The organism is Chitinophaga ginsengisoli (genome assembly GCF_003014595.1).
Lineage (GTDB): Bacteria > Bacteroidota > Bacteroidia > Chitinophagales > Chitinophagaceae > Chitinophaga > Chitinophaga ginsengisoli.
Genome location: NZ_PYGK01000008.1, coordinates 210,471 through 228,022, shown reverse-complemented (window position 1 = coordinate 228,022; position 17,552 = coordinate 210,471). Strand labels below are relative to the sequence as shown.

Below are 17,552 nucleotides of genomic sequence, written 5' to 3'. Positions count from 1 at the left end.
CCCATCTGCAACTAATAAATCCACAAAAATATGGAACATCCTACTTACGGAAACGGCAAGATATGTTATCTCGAAATTCCTGCGAGAGATGTGAAAGCATCAGCAGCTTTCTACGAAAAAATATTTGGCTGGAAGATCAGGACACGTGGAGACGGTTCAAATGCGTTTGATGATGCGGTGGAAGAAGTGAGCGGTACTTTTGTAAGCGGACGTGAACCACATAGCGATAAAGGTCTTAGCATTCACCTGATGGTATCTGATATGCGCGCTACGCTGCAACTGATCACTGCAAACGGGGGAAAGATCGTAGAAAATATGAATGATGAAGCCAGAGAGATAACAGCAAAGTTCAGTGACCCTGCGGGTAATGTGTTCGGATTATACCAGCACTCGTAATTAAGGCAGACGCATGTGTGGGCGGATGGCATTGATATACTACACCATGCAGTTTATGCGGTTGCTGCAGGACTTGTTTATGATATGATCACCAGGAAAAAATAACTTACCAGTTTTGTTTCTTTTGTTGACCTGGTGCATAAGGCCTGGCCGATTTGGATCCTGTTAGCTTTTTCGCTTGTCCTGGTGGTAAACCATGAGGATTTCCGTGAGGAGGTGGTGGTGCAACACGATAAGTACACCCACTTATAGTACAGCAAATGAAAGAGGAAAATAGCAGCGACAGTATGAGTATCGGTCTTACGAACATGAAATAATGCTTTGTGGTGGTAAAAGTACAAATATGATACCATAATTTAATAACTGAGTACCAGATCTTAGCCCGGAAGCCATCAGCGCCAGGTTAAAATCTTGTAAACTATAGGGATATTGATGATATTCTAAATTTTCATATGTATATTTGTACTGTTAAAGCGGGGGATTTTATCTCTTGAGAGATGCCTATGATAGTGTTTGTGCCAACGAATGAAGCAGGCGGGTTGCAGCAGCTGCAACGATATTTGTATATCCCTTTCAAATTGTCATATGAAACAGCATTCAGGAAGGTTATTGTTGACGTTATTCTTTTTGTCATTCTCAATGACCGTTCTTTCCTGCGGAAAGATCAGAGGTAAAGGACATAGAGTATTCGGCAAATCTAAGGAAGTAGTAACAGATCCGACAGAAAGAGTGTTCCCCAAGTATAATGCTGACATAGCTGATACAAAGGATAATCAGAACCGTTTTAAGGAACATCTGCAGATCGAACTGACAAGTGATGTGAAAGATCTTTATACCTACGGAGACTTCATGGCGATTGATTATTCGGTACTGATGTCTTTTAGTTGTGATCAGTCGACGATCGACAAAATCATTGAAAAGAACGGGCTGCAATTGTCAACAGAAGACAGTATGCATGCTATTTCCTTCCCCGGAAAATTTGGCTGGTGGAAACAGGACATCATAGATCGACTCATCCCTTACAGCGCGGGAGAGGAAGATGAATTCTGGCAGTTCCTGTGGTACGATCCTGTTACCAAACAGGCTTTCTACGAGGAGTTTAGTATGTAGACCTTTTCGGGGTGGTATCTTTTTTCCGGAGTTCTGTGGGGTAAATACCGTACATATTTTTGAACGTACGTGAGAAATTATAATCGTTACTATATCCTAATTCTTCTGCTATATCTGCTACAGTCTTTTGTGTATTTTCCAGCAGGTACCTGGCCCGCTGCATCACCTGTTCCAATATAAAATCACTGATCTTTACCCCGAATGCTTTTGTAAATGCCCTGCTCAGCGTTTTTTCGTTAATGAAGTGTTTTTTAGCAAGTACCCGCAGGCTATGTTCGTGAATATTGGGGTTGAGCATGACTTCGTTCCGGATGAGCATCATGGTCGTTGACAGGGCGGTGTCTGTAGGTTCCTGGAGCGTCTGCTTTTCCTGGTATTCCGTTAGCAGTTCTACCCTGATATTACCCAGCTCATAGCCGTTTGTGCCGTTTTCATGCATCGTACCTGAAAGGTGATCGAGATAGCGCATCATACTGGGGGTGATGGCTATCTTTGGCATTTGTGGGGGAGAAGAACTACCTGCGTGGATCTGTAAGGGTTGCAGCCCTATACCCTGTTGGGATCTGATGAGGTCAAGCAATATCTGTAAAGGGGGGCTACCCGCCGCCGACTCTCCGGCAGACGGGGCATTTAGCTCAAAATGAAGTGCTGCGAATACTACCAGTTCCATTGCTAAGAGATTAACTCTTATCAAGTTACGCTATTTCACTGCAATCCGGAGCATTATCGGTTTATTTTATCTGAACATGGTAATGGTACCCTGCTGCCGCATCGCCTGTTTTTTACTGTCGGTATAGATGGCTACCCATATATAGGTACCTGGTGGCAGATCCAGACCTTTCTGCTTTCCATCCCATCCTGTCTCAGGGTCTGTAGTTTCAAAAATAAGCTGTCCCCAGCGGCCGTAAACAGACAATCTGAAGTCAGTGATATCATCCTGCAGCTTCGCCTTAAAAACGTCGTTTTTGCCGTCTCCGTTAGGACTGAATGCAGTAGGCATATATACGGCACAATCCCTCCACTCTTTTTCTATCGTTGCATTTCCTTCCAATGAGCAGTTATGACTATCTACGACAGTGTAGTGATAGTTGCCTGCATCCAGGTGACGGAACCTGTTCTCCAGCTGGAAAGTATCTGCAAGCCTGTACTGATAAGGCGGTGTGCCTCCGGCAGGTGTGAAGACAAGCTGACCGTCTCTTACACTGCTGCAGGATACTGGTTTGGCTATCGCATCTTTCATCTGTAGAAGACCCGGATTGACGATGTTGATCCCCTGCATTTTGTAACAGCCCATGCTGTCTGTTACCTTCAGCGTATAATAGTTGGCTGCAAGTTCATAGAAGCCGGGTGTATCCTGGTCGGGCGACTGGTTTACGAGTGCATATTTATAGGGACTTAAACTTCCGCTCGCATTTACATAGATGCTGGCATCTGATTCACCAGAACAACTGATGCCTGTTACTGTGGGATCGATCTTGATATCCCATTGTTTTACCTGGATGCTTTCCGATCGTGAATTACCCTTATTGTTGCTTGTTACGGTAACCGTGTATTTGCCTGCAGGAAGATGAGCTACTTCAGGCGTTGTATAACCACCCGGTTCCCAGCGGAAGCTGTAGGTATCTTTATCCAGGCTATGCATGGTAACAGTTACCTTACCATCATTTTCACCATAGCATGTATTTTCTGCACTCACATCAAAGTTGAGCGTTTCTTCGATCATCGAAATATTGTCGAGAAAGGTGACTACATAACAAGTATCATCGTAGTCTGTAACGTAGGGTTCAAAACGAAGGTGGGTGTAATTCTTCTTAGGTTTTAACACTGCTGTGAACCGGTTCCATTTTCTTTCGTAATAGATATCCGAGTACCAGATCCTTTCTCCTATATCTGTTTCGGAAGTGCTTCCCAGGATGGTTAATGCAGTAGATGTAGCAGCGGTATTATCACTGCGGTCTTCTTCCGGCATCAAGGCCATATCAAAAGAGATCAGGTATGCCTTTCCTGCTTCGATCTGGTTTGATAACTTTTGTCCGATGGATGTCCACACGGCATGTCCTGCAGATGTATTGTTTTCAGATGCAGCGAGTAAGGCTGCATATGTTTTTCCATCTGATGGAGGAATCTCGTTCGTGCTGCCAAGTGGTAAAGTATATGCGATCAGATTGACCGATCGCTGGTACCATGGGGCAGGAATTCCATTCATTGTTGGCTGTCCTTCAAAGGATGGATTTTCGAGATAAATAGGTATCGTTTGTGACCTGGCTGTGATTGGGAGCATGATCAATAAGGATACGGTCGTGGTTTTCAGTATGTTGAATAGTACACTGAAGGTTTTCATAGATTATATTACGGCTATAGGTAATACAAAGCTACGTAAATACCATGACAATACAGCTTGATCAGGCCATAAATCGGGGTTTTTCAGCAATAAAATAACCTATTTTTTTTATGGGTTCTTTTCCCATACTGTTACAAAACTTCCAGTCAGTTGATAAGGAAGGACTTCTGCAATTGCGCCATCCCACTTCTGCAGAATCTTGATCTTTTTAGTGAAGAAAGAAAATGGAAAAACATCGTCAATAAAGTTCGTTTTTCCGAAACGGATGATCTTAAACCGTGTTTTGCTGGCTAATCTTTCAAGCGAATGCTTGCTGAAGAACTGTACATGTGTCAGATCATCTGCATCTGATTGAACAGTAGTGCCTTTATAACCAAGCATGGATTTTATTTTCAGTACGGTGCGCCATACCCAGTTATCTTTCTTTTGCAGGGCAATGACAGGCTTTGTGATCAGTACTTCCCTGGGCCCCATGCCATTAGGTACAGTAACGATCAGTACACCATCATCAGCAAGCGACTGATACAATACATTCAGCAGCTTTTCTGGTTGATTAAGATGTTCCAGTACCTCACTGCAAATGATAGCATGATACTTCCTGCCATCAGCTACGAGTTGTTCCGCACTGATCACATCAAAATTGACATTAGGCATATCTGTAAGTGCTCTTGCTTTTTCTATTGCTTTGGCGCTGACGTCAATGCCATACACATTGAACCCTTCGCCACCGAGATGACGGGCAATAATACCATTACCACAACCCACGTCAAGTACAACGGAGCCGGTAGGGAGGTGTTTTGTCAAACTGTCTACGATAAATTGTAACCGCTTGATGTCTGCGATCCTGTTGTATTCCATCTGCATAGTACTTAATGATTATGTGTTCGCATCGGGGGGAGCAAAAGTTTGAGGCATAAATTTTATTAGTATCTAATTTCGTATGAGGACAGTAAACTACCACCTCATTTACGGAAATACTAACCCTCATTTGCGGACAAAATCAGTTTGCAGCAGGATACGGATGAGCTACATCGATAACAGGATGGCTACGAAGTGACAGATAGCTGCGGCAAGTACACAGGAGTGCCATACTGCATGTGCAAAGGTGCGCCTGTCCCTGATATAAAAATAAACGCCGAAGGTATACAGGACGCCTCCAATACAAAGCAGTATCAGTACAGATAAGGGTAATTCAGTAAAGAACCTGCGTCCGCCCACCACCAGTATCCAGCCCATCAGTAGATAAATGATAGTGGATATGATATCATATCTTCCCGCGAACCATGTTTTGAAAAGGATGCCTACTATTGTCAGTCCCCACAATACTGACAGCAGTGTGATACCAAAAGCATTGTTCATATATACCAACAGGAAAGGGGTATATGTTCCTGCTATCAGGAAGTAAATACTGATGTGATCGAGTATCAGAAATAATCGCTTGATAGCTGGTTCGAGAGAGATGTGATATATTGTCGAGCAGGTAAATAACAGCAGGAAACAAAAGCTGTAGATAGCGGCACCTACAATGCCCGCAGTATTGTTATGTGTTGCTGCGATACCTGTCAGCATCGGCAGTGCACTGATGCCAAACAATATGCCTGCACCATGAATAATTCCATTTACGATCTCCTGTCTGCGGTTGAACTTTGACTGATATACCTCTGGTGCCATCTGTTTACTTTTGGTATAAAAGTAACTACAATCTGCGGGCCGGATAAATCGAAAATCTCTATAATAGAATTTGTCTATAGGGGATAACTGAAATTTGCCATAGCATGGTATAAATGCCGGACCATTCAAGGAAACGGCCCGGCATGTTTACGCTATTTTATCTGTGCTACTTCAAAGTGCATTCCATCTTTACGGGAGAAATGTCCTCCCCAGTAAAAACCATTCAGATTGGCGATCTGCACAAGCTCTCTCACCGATCCTTTCTGACCTACCAATGCAGGTATTGCACCAAGCGGATTCCATGCTACATTGATGTCGAATGCGGAACCAAATGAATGATTACTTAAGGTAGTGCGACTACCTCTGATAAACCTCGGTACATAAGATCCGCCCCAGGTCAGCACCAATGGTAACAAGCCTGCTTTTTCCCAGTCAGCCCACAGTTTAACAAGCTGGCTGGCCGCTATTTTATGGAACTGTACTCTGTCAGATCCTTTGATGTTGACCAGCTGTGGAACAGTAGCTGTTACAATATTTTCGCCTACCCAGTTATCAGTCACCCTGATATTTTCCGGGTTGCCGGCAACAGGTTGGGATACATACGAGAACTTGCCGAATACTTTCGCCCTTTCTTCGTTCGAAACCAATGGCTGAAAGGAGGGTGGTTTGGGATAATCTGCGCCCGATTTATCGGTCCGGTCGTCAATGGTGCCATCAAATCCGAATTGCATGGCAACACCATATGTTTTGTTGCCTACAATACCATCGGGCTGGAGATTATTCCTGCGCTGGAATTCAATAGTTGCATTCAGCACATCTCTTGAGAAAATGCCATCAGCAACGCCGGCGTACAAATGCTGACCGATTAAAAAGAATTGCCAGCTTGTTACGAGAGGACCCTGGCTGTTGATCCTGATGAGTTTAAGTTCCATAAATGTTGGAAGGGTGATTTGGTTAAACAATTTGGAGTTGTGGGTTTATTGAGATGCTTTAACATGCGTATTTCGGGGTGATTGAGGTAAAAAACAATGGTACCGAAGATACATGCTTTTCCTGAAAGACCTATACAAAATGGGGGATATTTTGGCAACTTTTCATGTAAATTGACTGCGGAAGTATTGCTACCGGTCATGTTTATATTACTTCCTCTTAAACTCAATATTATGACCATTTACTCCGTACGTTCGTGGTGCATCTATCTCTTTATGATCCTTGTTATAGCCGCTTGTAGCAAGGAAGACCAGGCACCCCCCAAACCCACAATTGCTGCTGCCGAGTTAACTCCCCAAAGTAATGCAGCTGCTGCCATACCTGTTTCATGGTATGCGCTTGAATTTAAACTCATTAAGGAGACACCGGGATTCAGTCCGCCGGTGGCTGCCAGGGCGCTTGCCTATACAGGCGTTGCGCTGCATGAAGCCGTGATATGGAGTGACAGATATGGTCATTCCCTCAGCGGTCAGCTCGATGGACTGAGCAATGTACCCCGCCCTGAATGGGGAAAAAGATATAACTGGCAGCTGGTTGCCAACAGCGCCATGGCAGACATCATCAAAAGTCTGTATCCTAACGCCAGCGCTGCCAATCTTGCGCTGATCGCTACGCTTGACAGTACCAATAAGGCGTCAGCATCTGGTAGCTGTGGCGCCGATGAAATCAGCCGCTCTGTTAATTTTGGTAAACAGGTGGCGGCGGCTATTTATAGCTGGTCCACTACCGATGGTGGCAAAGACGGTTATCTGAATAACTTCCCTACCGATTACGTACCGCCGGTAGGTCCTGCTTTCTGGGTGCCTACGCCGCCTGCCTTCCAGCGTGCCATGCTGCCTTATTGGGGCAATAACCGCCTGATGGTGCGGCCACGTCAACCAGAGACTGCAGGGATTGCCCATCCTGCTTTCTCCACGGATACGGCTTCTGCGTTCTATAAGGCCGCTTATTTCGTGTATAACAAGGTGAATACCCTGACACCTGAAGAGAACCTTATTGCCCGTTATTGGGCTGATGGTGGCGGTACTTTCACGCCACCGGGACATATGCTGGCGATCACTTCCCAGTTGATTGCTGACAACGGGCTTAGTTTGACAGAGGCGGCGAAGCTTTTCGCACAAGTTGGCATTGGCGAGAATGATGCGGCTATTGTGTGCTGGAAGTATAAGTACAAATACAATCTGTTGCGACCTGTCACCTATATACAGACGTATATCGCTGCTGGCTGGACTTCGCTGATCGGTACGCCTCCGTTCCCTTCTTATACTTCAGGGCATGCTACGTTTACAGGTGCGGCAGGTAGTATCCTGGCGGATTATTTTGGTAACGGGTTTGCGTTTACTGATAATCAGAAAGTGGCGGAAGGATTTGCGCCGCGGTCTTTCAATGGTTTTCAGCAGATGGTGGATGAGGCGTCTATTTCGAGGATTTATGGTGGTATTCATTATCAGTTTGATAGCCAGATAGGGGCGCAGACGGGTGGGGATATTGCGACGCGGGTGCTATCATTGAGATATTGATGGTGTAATCTTTTGACCTCTTGTATACGCTAAGTAGCTTCGGTTTCAGTATGGGATGGCGGTCGGCGCCTCTCTGGATGTCGATTGAACGTTGTCAATCGAATAGCGCGGTTGGATATCTATTGGGCAGCACCGGTCGTGCCACCGGAGAGCCGAAGGCCCGCCATTCCCATCTGAAACCGCTTGCTACTTTCGCTTTCGCTGCTACTGTTGGAGCGCTACTTTAATTGGTGCTGATGTAAAAAGATCTTCCTGAAAAACAGTATATTTATTGCGTTAATCAGTCATGTAATCAATCTTATAATCAGCCCTGTTAATCAGTCATTATGCCACGTCAGAACTATAACAACATCTCCATCAATAGAAGGAAATTTATTGCACAGATAACTACAGCTGCAGGATCTGCTGTGGCGCTTGCATCTCCCCTGGGCGGTTTTGCCGCAGGTTTTATACCGATGCAGGAGTGGGGTACTGTGGGGGCTGTGGGGGCTGTGGGGGCTGTGGATACTGGGGTTACTGTGGGACAGATCATGGATATGTTCATTAAAGAGGCGCCAGGGGCTCCTTTTCCTAATACTGTTGATACCCTGAAGTCGGGGAGTAGAGATGTTGTGGTAACCGGCATTGTAACCACTATGTTTGCTACTGTGGAGGTGATCAGGAAGGCGATTGCACTGAATGCCAATTTTATTATCGCGCATGAGCCTACGTTCTATAATCATACGGATGAAACAGGCTGGTTGGAGAAAGATGATGTATACCGTTATAAGGCCGATCTGCTGAAGAAACATAATATTGTTGTATGGCGTAACCATGACTACATACATGGTGTAAGACCTGATGGTGTGCGTAAGGGCCTGGTGGACCAACTGGGATGGCAGCAGTATGAGGATAGTAGTCACGTTATTTATAATCTGGCAACGCCCATGACCTTAAAGGCGCTGATCGGCGATCTGAAACAGAAACTGAATATTGAGGCTGTACGTTATGTGGGTGATCCGGAGCAACAATGTAAGAAAGTGCTGCTGTTGCCCGGTGCTTATGGCGGTAAGAACCAGATACAAAGTATCAGTAATACGCAACCTGACGTATTGGTATGTGGTGAGATATCGGAATGGGAGACCGCTGAATATGTACGTGATGCCCGGTCGGCTGGTAAACAATTGTCGTTGATCGTACTGGGACATATCGTAAGTGAGGAGCCGGGATCTGAATTTATGGCGAAATGGTTGCAGACAAAATTCCCATCTATCAAAACTACACATATACCAACGGGTAGTTCCCTCTCATTTTTATAGCAGAACGTCTATATTTTTTAGAATAGTAACCTTATACGAATGGTTTGATTGTCATGGTGTTTGTGTCCTGATGTTTCCTGTTTCTTCTATATTTCCGGTATATTATTATGCCGGTTAACTGTGTGTGACTATTTTCGGCGCGGAAAAGCCATATCGTCATTCTCAAAAGAACCGTTTATTCATTTAATCATTTATTATTCATCAAATCTCCCTCAAAATGAGAACTCTATTATGGGCCTGTTGTGCCCTCTTCCTGTTTGCGTGTAACAAATCGTCGCTCGAGCCGCAAGAACATTTATCTGCTGATCTGAATACCAGGGCTGCGGTAGCGGTTAGTAAATCCACCAGTAAAAAGATCTTTATCCATTGGATGCCCTGGTTCGAGACACCGGCATCCAGGGGCGCCTGGGGCTATCACTGGAAAATGAATACCCAGAACCCGGACATCATCGTGAATGGTAAGAGACAGATCGCTGCCTATTTCTATCCTAAAACAGGACCTTACGCTTCCGGTGATCCGGATATCATCGAGTATCAACTGCTGTTGATGAAGTATGCTGGTGCAGATGGCGTGTTTATTGACTGGCCAGGCACCAGGCAGCGGTATGATTATCCTGATAATCTAAGCAATTCCAATGCATTGATCAACAAGTTGAATGCGGTAGGACTACAATTCTCTATTGTACATGAAGACCGCAACTGGGACCCTGGGATGGCTTCCAGCGCCAACGGCGATTTTGTATATATGCAGAACAACTACTTCAACCAGGGAAACTATCTGCGGAATGCTGCTAACGAGCCTGTTGTGCTGAACTTTGGTCCTATCACTTTCCATCAGCCTTCTGAGTGGAATACCATCCTGAATGGTATTAATCCGCGTCCGAAAATCATTCCGCTGTTTGGCTTTACCAATGAAGTAGGCACCAACAATGCCGGTGGTGAATTCCCATGGATATACCAGGAGCATCCGGGCGTGGTAGATCGCTACTATACACAGGCGGCTAATTTCCCGTTGTCTATAGGTGTGGTTTATCCTGGTTTCAAATCTTTCTATGCAGCTGGTGGCGCTGATGGTCCTACCTGGGAGATTCCATTTAATGGCACTGCTACTTTTTCTACTATGCTGGATAAAGCACTGAACTCCAGCGTAAAGATCATTCAGTTCGCTACCTGGAATGACTATGGTGAAGGCACGATCATCGAGCCGACCGAGGAATTTGGTTACTCCTTCCTGACCACTATGCAGCAGAAATTAGGCGTTCCCTATGGACAGCATGAGTTGGAACTGATTGCCCGTTTATATGGATTCAGAAAACAGTATGCAGGTAACGGGACCATACAGCAGCAGCTGAACCAGGTGTTCTCTTACCTCGCCAACCTGCAGGTGGCCAATGCGGAAAGCCTGTTAAACAGCATCGGTGGTGGCACTAATCCTCCTACAGGTACTGGTGTATTGATCAAAAACAAGTGGTTAAATACTTACCTGTACGAAGAGAACGGACAGGTGAAATATAATGGCAATAACAGCGGTAATCAATACAGGTGGGTACAGGAGCAGGTGAACGGACATATCCGGTTTAAAAACGTTGCAACAGGGCATTACCTGAACATTGAGCACCTGTATAGCTACGTGGAAAGTACAGACGTGCCCAATACTTTTTACAGCAGTTACTGGGTATTGGAAAGCTATAACGGTTATACCCGTTTGAAGAATGAATGGCAGAGTACTTATCTGAACCTGGAAAATCAGAGCGGATCAGCACAGTGTACAAACGTACCGGCTTACTTTGAAAGCAGTCAGTGGACCTTACAGAATTGAGCACTGATTATATGAGGATAAGGGCTGTCCGTCTACTATGACGGACGGCCCTTTTTTAATGATCATTCAGATCTTAGACTTTTTACAGGATTGACCAAAGCCGCCTTAATGGCTTTGAAACTGACGGTTACCATGGTAATGATCCCCATCAGGATAATGGATACTGCAAATAATGTCCAGCTGATATTGATACGATAGGCGAAGTTTTGCAGCCACTTATTCATGAGCAGCCAGGCCAGCGGAGTGGCAATCACTGCTGCCAGTGCGATCAGCTTCAGGAAATTGGCCGATAACATAGCAACAATACCTGATACGGATGCGCCTAATACCTTGCGGATGCCGATCTCTTTGGTACGCTGTTCTGCCGCATAGGTAATAAGGCCAAATACACCCAGGGATGCGATCAGGATCGCCAATACGGCGAAGGAGATAAAGATCTTACCCGTACGTTCTTCTGCCTGGTACAATTTGTTAAAACTATCGTCCATGAAGGCATACCTGAAGGGTTGTCCCTGCATGGCGGGCCTTGCATGATATAACTCACCGATCTTATTGATGATCTGCTGGATATTTTTTGTATTAATACGGAAAGCCATTTTGCCAGTATAGTCTCCTAAGGTAAATACAGCTGGCGCAATCTTGGTGCGTAAAGAACCTGAATTAAAATCTTTTACTATTCCGATGATCTTCATTTTCTGCTCGCCGCGGTAGAGATATTTGTCTGTGATATCCGTAAATCCCAGCAGCCGTGCGGCTGTTTCATTGATGATAAGCGCTGAACCGGTATCAGTAGGCATATCAGGAGAGAAATTCCTACCCTTCGCCATCTGCATGCCCAATGCGGGAATATAGTCGGCGTCCACATACCATTCGGGGATACCCACCACCTGTCCGGGACTTCGGGCAGCATCTTTGGAATAGATATTTGTGTCCATGTTAATCTCGGTAGGCAATGTATTTGTCATCGTACCTGCCGTTACTCCCGGGATCTTTAATACGTCCTCTTTGAACCCTTTGGCAAATATCCAGAGCGCCTGTGTATTTTCTACGACCAGCACCTGTTGCCGGTTATATCCCAATTGTTTATTGTGTATATATTTCAGCTGATTGTAGATAACCAGTGTTCCTACGACAAGCAGGATAGCGGCAGCAAACTGGAAAATAACCAGGCTGTTCCTGAGCCAGCTGCCTTTAAAACCGCTGGAGAGTTTACCTTTCAGCACCTTCACCGGTTCAAAGGAAGAAAGGAAGAAGGCAGGGTAACTGCCAGCCATCAGTCCGACGATGACCACTATCAGCAATAATAAAGGAAGTATCCAGGTAAGTGATGCAACAGTAATGCTGAGCGATTTTCCTGAAAGGTCATTCAGATAAGGCAGCATTAGTGCCGTCAGGACGATGGCAATGATCATGGCACAGCAGCTGGTGAGGACAGATTCAGCCAGGAACTGTATTATCAGGCTGCTTTTTTGCGATCCCATTACCTTACGTAACCCTACTTCCTTGGCCCTCCCTGCGGAGCGGGCGGTAGACAGGTTCATAAAGTTCACACAGGCAATCAGCAGAATGATAATGGCGGTAATGATGAAAATGTAGATGTATTGTATGTTCCCCGAAGGCTCCGCTTCATTGGTCAGATCGGAGTAGAGATGGATCTTTTTCAGCGGGATGGATTGATACCTGAAATGCCCTCCCTTTTTTTCGAGGTCTGCAAGGTCACTCCCTGTCATTTTCCGTAGGTCATTCTCCACGTATTTTTTAGTGGCCTGCTGCAGGTATCCGTCCAGTTGTGCCTGTGTGGTACCGGGGCGTAACTGCACATATGTTACGAAATTGTCGGCCATCCATTGTGTTTCCCTGCTCATTTCCATTTGTGACATCGCCCTGACGAAATCAAAGTGCAGGTGGGATTGTGATGGTACATCCCTGATCACTCCGGTCACGGTATATTGGTTGATATTATCGGTGTGTAATGTTTTGCCGACAACGTCTATACTGTTGAAGTATTTCTTCGCCATCCTTTCGGAAATGACCATTGAGAAAGGATTACGCAAGGCGGTTGCCGGATTGCCGGCGATCATGTGCAGGCTAAAGATGTCGAAGACAGTGGAATCAGCAAAGCAGACATTGCTCTCCAACAGGGTTTCTTCTCCCTTTTTTACCAGTATATGGTCCTGCTGAAGAAAGCGTACATATTTTTCAATCTGCGGATAGTCCTGCTGCAACATAGGCCCAAACATGGCAGGTGTGTTCCTTTCCTTAAATGCGCTGCCATTCACAAGGAAGTCCGCATTGATACGGTAAATGCGGTCGGCCTTATTGTTGAAGTACTCATACCTCAACTCATCCGTTACAAATAAGGTGATTAATAAACAGGTGGCCAGTCCGATGGCTAAACCAAAGATCGTAATGGCAGAAAAGCCTTTATTCCTCCAAAGGTTACGTATAGCGATCTTGTAATAATACCTGAACATTACATTGTATTTAGGTTGGTGGCAATACGGAAATATACGACAGTGCCGGCGCCAAGAGAATGCCAATTTGAATTCTATTGGTAATGAGTGACTTAAAGGGCTATATTTTTTTAAAGTGTCCGGTTTTGATATAGTGGTGTTCGCTTTTAGCCGGCGGACAAGGTATGAAAGTTGTGGTGTCACTTTTACACGAACGGGTTGCAGAAGCCCGTTTTTATGAATATCTTACCAGTACGCTCTAATTGTTGTATAAAACCCTTGTTATGAAGAATTCCAGAAGACACTTTTTACAAAATTTTACTGTCTCCGCATTAGCACTGACCGTTTTGCCCCGTCTGGGTATAGCTGCTAAATCTGACCTCTACGAACAGCCTTATGATGGTCCTGTATTACGGGTAGCTATTATGGGCCTGGGCGGCTATGGCACCCGGGTGGCAGAAGCCATGCAGTCCTGTAAGAAAGCTAAGTTGGTGGGTGTTATCAGTGGTACGCCTTCCAAGATCAAAGACTGGCAGGGGAAATATAATATTCCGGAGAAGAACTGTTACAACTACGAGAACTTTGATAAGATCAAAGACAACCCTGACATTGATGCGGTATATGTGATCACGCCGAATGCCCTGCATCATGACCAGGTGATCCGGGTGGCTAAGGCAGGTAAACATGTGATCTGCGAGAAGCCCATGGCTGTCAATGCAAAAGAAGGGCAGGAAATGGTGGATGCCTGTCGTAATGCAAAGGTGAAACTGCTGGTAGGTTATCGTATGCACTTCGAGCCACATACGCTGGAAGTGATCCGTATGCGGAATGCGGGTGAGTTTGGAAAGGTGCTTTTCTTCCAGGGATTGTGTGGCTTTAAGATAGGTGATCCTACACAGTGGCGGTTGAACAAACAACTGGCCGGTGGTGGCTCCCTGATGGATATCGGTATTTATGCGGTGAACGGGGCACGTTATATGGTGGGAGAGGATCCTGTCTGGGTGACCGCACAGGAAACCAAGACCGATCATGAGAAGTTCAAACCGGGCGTAGATGAAACTATCCAGTTCCAGCTGGGCTTCCCCAGCGGTGTTACTGCATCCTGCCTGTCTACCTACAGCATGAATAACCTGGATAAATTCTTCTTAAATGGTGAGAAAGGATTTGCAGAGATGCAGCCGTCTACCGGTTACGGGCCTATCAAAGGGCGTACGCATAAGGGGGATCTGAATCAACCTGTTGTGGTGCATCAGACGTTACAGATGGAGGAGATGTCTGATATTATTCTCAATGGCAAACAACCTGTGGTGCCTGTGAATGGTGAGGAAGCGGTGAAAGACCTGAAGGTCATGGATGCCATCTATCAGGCGGCGAAGACAGGTAATAAGGTAAACCTGAAACTCTGAATATAATCCGGCAGTCGAGAGACTGCCGGATGTTTTATTGTGATATATTTGTGATATGAAAATTGGAAGACAGTTTAAGACCCTAACCCTGAAAGAATATCTTTTCTTCATTGATAATCATAAGAAATATACTGATTTCAACACACTGGGACTATACAGATCAATTGTAGAGAATGAAAAATTGACGATAGAAGACAAGCTCGCAGTGAGGGACTATGCTCATCAGACCTTTAAGAAATCATTTGATTTTCTACAGATAAAAGATCCGCAGACGTATGTGGAGGTATCGACACTGGGGCAGGAGCTGACCAGGGTAGAGACAAAGAAACTTTGGGAGGATATCCGCAGATATCAACAAAAAACAATTACGGAAAAGCGTTTCGGACACAGGAACTTTGGGGTTTATTCCAAACATTCCTGTGGTTATGATACCTGTCATAAAAATGGTGTGATGATAAAGCAAGGGTCTTACATCTCCGAAGGGGAAATCTATTTCGGATCGGATAAGAACAGATTTGCAGCACAGCATAAATCTGAAATACGCAGACAGGCACGAAAGAAAGCACAACAGATGATCCGGAAGATGCTGGAGAGTGAGTGATCACTCCTGTTTTGGCGTTTCTTCCTCTTCTCTTTCTACTGTAATTGTACATTCCCCCACCAACGCTGCCAATGCGCCAACAGCAGCCAGTACTGGTGCTAACAATACGCCCACCAAGCCTATCGTCAATGGGAATGACATCAGTTCCTTGCCTGATTTATCCGTAATAGTGATCTTTCTTACATTACCCTCTGCAATGAGTTCTTTTACTTTTTTCAGCAGATGTTCGCCATTGAGAGAGAAGGATTCTTTAGTTGCCATGGGTGTAGGATTATAGGTGAATAATTTGGGTATGGGAAGTTACGATATTTTGAATAAAAAATATGTGATATGTTGTTGATTGTAGTATCTTGAAATTAATCTGAAACCTGTGGATGGGATTACGATCACTAAAACCAGACAACAGCTTCAAAGTTACCACCTCAAAAAAGGGAGCAGGAAACCAGCGGCAAATACGCAGGCAGAGCCGCGAAATGTATCCAGGTAAACGCAAAAGTGATTACAGATTTTATAAAAGAACTAGATACCTGATGGAAAATGAAAATTTAATAGCCTTCGAGAAAAGAAGTGGACTATTCTTAAATCCATTAACAATAGCTGTAACGATATTGATATTTGCACTTGGGGTTTGGGCAATGGGAAATAAATTCCATTTTGGGATGCTGGTTTTGCCAGTGTTACTTGTTGTGATTCTTCCGGGATTAGCAAAGAAAACTTTAACATCTGTTGTCCTTGACACGGTTAGCGGAGAATGTGTACTTGTTCTAAATAAATGGGGGCGTCTTCATAAACGTATCACAATTCCTGTCTCCGATCTCCGTGCATCGTACAAGGATGAATTGAGCATGAAAGGCATGAAAAGGAAAGTGTTGCGACTCTTCCATGAGAAACAGCTGATCGTAGCTGTTTTTAATGGAGAAGGATGGCATGAAGACACGCTGGAAAGAATAGCCGCTAGTATCAGTGAATTAAAAAGCAAAAGCTGAAAGATGCGAAAGAGAAAGTGATGTATATCTGGACAACTGAACTAATATTGATGGCTATAGCGTTAATATTTTTGTATCATTAGAGAAGTATATAATTTAAAACCTATGAAATTAGATCTTACTGCTTTGGAAAAGCAGGCGCTTACTTTCACCCCCAGCAGAATCCTGGCCATCATCGCTGTAATGATGCTTATTTGTCTGCTTATCCTGGCAGCAGTAGATGATGACGCAGGGAATCAATTGTATGTACTTTTGCTGTTGTTTCCTATCGCAATTTGTGCGTTGTTATTAGATGTCTTTCTACGGATATTGTTTCTAAAGGATATAAAGTATAAAGTGATTTATATCTGGGTGATAGAAATAGTGGCGATGGTGATAGGCATCAGGGCTTTCCTGCGAGCATAGTGAGTGTTGTTAATCTTTTTTATATTTAGTTTAAATCAATACCTGTGAACACTGACACTCCCGCTAAAAAGAACTGGGCATATATTTTTTCACCTTGCGTCATCCTAGCAATTTTTTTTGGGGTTATTGCATGCATTTATGCCATGGAACGGGGGGAACGTGGTGAGGCAAGAGCATATATGGTTTATGCAATTCTGCTCATGGTGCCTGCCTTAATTATTTCGTTATTAATAGATTTCGGTATCAGGTTTTGCCTGAAGAAGGCGAATGTGAAAAAGAAAGCGCTATACATCTGGCTGATAGAGATGATAGTGATAGTCTTTGCTTTTGGTCTTATTTGGGCATGGGCTTTAGCAGCAGTCCATTTTTAAAGAAGCTGGTTCATATAATCATATTTAACTAGCGTAAGGTGTCCTGCTCCAAAGTTAAATTTCCTTTAAGATAAAATGGAGTTGGTAAAATTATTATATTTACTACTGATTGCCTGTTATAAGGAGGCAGATATTGGAATGTGAACAGTTTAACCCACTTGTGTACCCGAGAGCGTCAATTTCAT

At 44.5% G+C, this 17,552-nt stretch carries 17 protein-coding genes; 10 read left to right on the top strand and 7 right to left on the bottom strand.

Annotated features, from left to right (window positions below; genetic code table 11):
• Positions 1-30 precede the first annotated feature (30 nt).
• Positions 31-396: a VOC family protein gene (locus CLV42_RS20145; RefSeq protein WP_106603735.1), complete on the top strand. Its 366-nt coding sequence runs from the start codon at positions 31-33 to the stop codon at positions 394-396.
• Between the two features lie 585 nt (positions 397-981).
• Positions 982-1,506 (top strand): hypothetical protein, encoded by a 525-nt coding sequence (locus CLV42_RS20135; RefSeq protein WP_146154437.1) that lies wholly within the window; start codon positions 982-984, stop codon positions 1,504-1,506.
• Here CLV42_RS20135 and CLV42_RS20130 read toward each other — a convergent pair.
• From CLV42_RS20130 to CLV42_RS20110, 5 genes are all read right to left on the bottom strand, one after another.
• Entirely contained in the window at positions 1,496-2,176 is a 681-nt protein-coding gene (locus CLV42_RS20130) for a helix-turn-helix domain-containing protein (RefSeq protein WP_106603732.1), read from the bottom strand. The two genes, CLV42_RS20135 and CLV42_RS20130, sit on opposite strands and share 11 nt — an antisense overlap.
• Before the next feature lie 66 nt (positions 2,177-2,242).
• Entirely contained in the window at positions 2,243-3,847 is a 1,605-nt protein-coding gene (locus CLV42_RS20125) for a T9SS type B sorting domain-containing protein (RefSeq protein WP_106603731.1), read from the bottom strand.
• A gap of 108 nt (positions 3,848-3,955) precedes the next feature.
• Positions 3,956-4,711: a class I SAM-dependent methyltransferase gene (locus CLV42_RS20120; protein WP_106603730.1), complete on the bottom strand. Its 756-nt coding sequence runs from the start codon at positions 4,709-4,711 to the stop codon at positions 3,956-3,958.
• 162 nt (positions 4,712-4,873) lie between these two features.
• Positions 4,874-5,518: a PAQR family membrane homeostasis protein TrhA gene (trhA, locus tag CLV42_RS20115; RefSeq protein ID WP_106603729.1), complete on the bottom strand. Its 645-nt coding sequence runs from the start codon at positions 5,516-5,518 to the stop codon at positions 4,874-4,876.
• A gap of 152 nt (positions 5,519-5,670) precedes the next feature.
• Complete coding sequence (locus tag CLV42_RS20110; protein WP_106603728.1) at positions 5,671-6,450, bottom strand: M15 family metallopeptidase; 780 nt, start codon at positions 6,448-6,450, stop codon at positions 5,671-5,673.
• Between the two features lie 231 nt (positions 6,451-6,681).
• On the opposite strand from CLV42_RS20110, the gene CLV42_RS20105 reads away from it, so the two are divergent.
• From CLV42_RS20105 to CLV42_RS20095, 3 genes are all read left to right on the top strand, one after another.
• A complete protein-coding gene (locus CLV42_RS20105; RefSeq protein ID WP_106603828.1) occupies positions 6,682-8,028 on the top strand; it encodes a vanadium-dependent haloperoxidase in 1,347 nt (448 codons plus the stop codon).
• Positions 8,029-8,354: 326 nt separating this feature from the next.
• Positions 8,355-9,326 carry a Nif3-like dinuclear metal center hexameric protein gene (locus CLV42_RS20100; RefSeq protein WP_106603727.1) on the top strand — a complete coding sequence of 324 codons (972 nt, stop codon included), beginning with the start codon at positions 8,355-8,357 and terminating at the stop codon, positions 9,324-9,326.
• A gap of 217 nt (positions 9,327-9,543) precedes the next feature.
• Positions 9,544-11,145 carry a glycoside hydrolase family 71/99-like protein gene (locus CLV42_RS20095; RefSeq protein ID WP_106603726.1) on the top strand — a complete coding sequence of 534 codons (1,602 nt, stop codon included), beginning with the start codon at positions 9,544-9,546 and terminating at the stop codon, positions 11,143-11,145.
• Between the two features lie 62 nt (positions 11,146-11,207).
• On the opposite strand, the gene CLV42_RS20090 is transcribed toward CLV42_RS20095, so the two are convergent.
• Positions 11,208-13,619: an ABC transporter permease gene (locus CLV42_RS20090; protein WP_106603725.1), complete on the bottom strand. Its 2,412-nt coding sequence runs from the start codon at positions 13,617-13,619 to the stop codon at positions 11,208-11,210.
• A 263-nt stretch (positions 13,620-13,882) separates the two neighbouring features.
• Between CLV42_RS20090 and CLV42_RS20085 the strand changes: the two genes are divergently transcribed.
• Both CLV42_RS20085 and CLV42_RS20080 read left to right on the top strand, forming a co-directional pair.
• Complete coding sequence (locus CLV42_RS20085; RefSeq protein WP_106603724.1) at positions 13,883-15,004, top strand: Gfo/Idh/MocA family protein; 1,122 nt, start codon at positions 13,883-13,885, stop codon at positions 15,002-15,004.
• 55 nt (positions 15,005-15,059) lie between these two features.
• Positions 15,060-15,605 carry a hypothetical protein gene (locus tag CLV42_RS20080; protein WP_106603723.1) on the top strand — a complete coding sequence of 182 codons (546 nt, stop codon included), beginning with the start codon at positions 15,060-15,062 and terminating at the stop codon, positions 15,603-15,605.
• Here the strand turns inward: CLV42_RS20080 and CLV42_RS20075 are convergent, their stop codons facing one another.
• Positions 15,606-15,866 (bottom strand): DUF4342 domain-containing protein, encoded by a 261-nt coding sequence (locus CLV42_RS20075; protein WP_106603722.1) that lies wholly within the window; start codon positions 15,864-15,866, stop codon positions 15,606-15,608. It abuts the gene before it with no gap.
• A 113-nt stretch (positions 15,867-15,979) separates the two neighbouring features.
• On the opposite strand from CLV42_RS20075, the gene CLV42_RS20070 reads away from it, so the two are divergent.
• The 3 genes from CLV42_RS20070 to CLV42_RS20060 all read left to right on the top strand — a co-directional run bounded on the left by CLV42_RS20070 (position 15,980) and on the right by CLV42_RS20060 (position 17,367).
• Positions 15,980-16,591, top strand: coding sequence for a hypothetical protein (locus CLV42_RS20070; protein WP_106603721.1), 612 nt, complete (start codon positions 15,980-15,982; stop codon positions 16,589-16,591).
• 105 nt (positions 16,592-16,696) lie between these two features.
• Positions 16,697-16,996 carry a hypothetical protein gene (locus CLV42_RS20065; protein WP_106603720.1) on the top strand — a complete coding sequence of 100 codons (300 nt, stop codon included), beginning with the start codon at positions 16,697-16,699 and terminating at the stop codon, positions 16,994-16,996.
• A gap of 44 nt (positions 16,997-17,040) precedes the next feature.
• Complete coding sequence (locus tag CLV42_RS20060; RefSeq protein ID WP_106603719.1) at positions 17,041-17,367, top strand: hypothetical protein; 327 nt, start codon at positions 17,041-17,043, stop codon at positions 17,365-17,367.
• Positions 17,368-17,552 lie beyond the last annotated feature (185 nt).

Bases quoted from the DNA above. Each gene is read 5' to 3' on its own strand.
- CLV42_RS20125 (WP_106603731.1), bottom strand. From the start codon at position 3,847: ATGAAAACCTTCAGTGTACTATTCAACATACTGAAAACCACGACCGTA.
- trhA (WP_106603729.1), bottom strand. From the start codon at position 5,518: ATGGCACCAGAGGTATATCAGTCAAAGTTCAACCGCAGACAGGAGATC.
- CLV42_RS20135 (WP_146154437.1), top strand. From the start codon at position 982: ATGAAACAGCATTCAGGAAGGTTATTGTTGACGTTATTCTTTTTGTCA.
- CLV42_RS20070 (WP_106603721.1), top strand. From the start codon at position 15,980: ATGGGATTACGATCACTAAAACCAGACAACAGCTTCAAAGTTACCACC.
- CLV42_RS20090 (WP_106603725.1), bottom strand. From the start codon at position 13,619: ATGTTCAGGTATTATTACAAGATCGCTATACGTAACCTTTGGAGGAAT.
- CLV42_RS20100 (WP_106603727.1), top strand. From the start codon at position 8,355: ATGCCACGTCAGAACTATAACAACATCTCCATCAATAGAAGGAAATTT.
- CLV42_RS20130 (WP_106603732.1), bottom strand. From the start codon at position 2,176: ATGGAACTGGTAGTATTCGCAGCACTTCATTTTGAGCTAAATGCCCCG.
- CLV42_RS20120 (WP_106603730.1), bottom strand. From the start codon at position 4,711: ATGCAGATGGAATACAACAGGATCGCAGACATCAAGCGGTTACAATTT.
- CLV42_RS20065 (WP_106603720.1), top strand. From the start codon at position 16,697: ATGAAATTAGATCTTACTGCTTTGGAAAAGCAGGCGCTTACTTTCACC.
- CLV42_RS20110 (WP_106603728.1), bottom strand. From the start codon at position 6,450: ATGGAACTTAAACTCATCAGGATCAACAGCCAGGGTCCTCTCGTAACA.
- CLV42_RS20095 (WP_106603726.1), top strand. From the start codon at position 9,544: ATGAGAACTCTATTATGGGCCTGTTGTGCCCTCTTCCTGTTTGCGTGT.
- CLV42_RS20075 (WP_106603722.1), bottom strand. From the start codon at position 15,866: ATGGCAACTAAAGAATCCTTCTCTCTCAATGGCGAACATCTGCTGAAA.
- CLV42_RS20080 (WP_106603723.1), top strand. From the start codon at position 15,060: ATGAAAATTGGAAGACAGTTTAAGACCCTAACCCTGAAAGAATATCTT.
- CLV42_RS20105 (WP_106603828.1), top strand. From the start codon at position 6,682: ATGACCATTTACTCCGTACGTTCGTGGTGCATCTATCTCTTTATGATC.
- CLV42_RS20085 (WP_106603724.1), top strand. From the start codon at position 13,883: ATGAAGAATTCCAGAAGACACTTTTTACAAAATTTTACTGTCTCCGCA.
- CLV42_RS20145 (WP_106603735.1), top strand. From the start codon at position 31: ATGGAACATCCTACTTACGGAAACGGCAAGATATGTTATCTCGAAATT.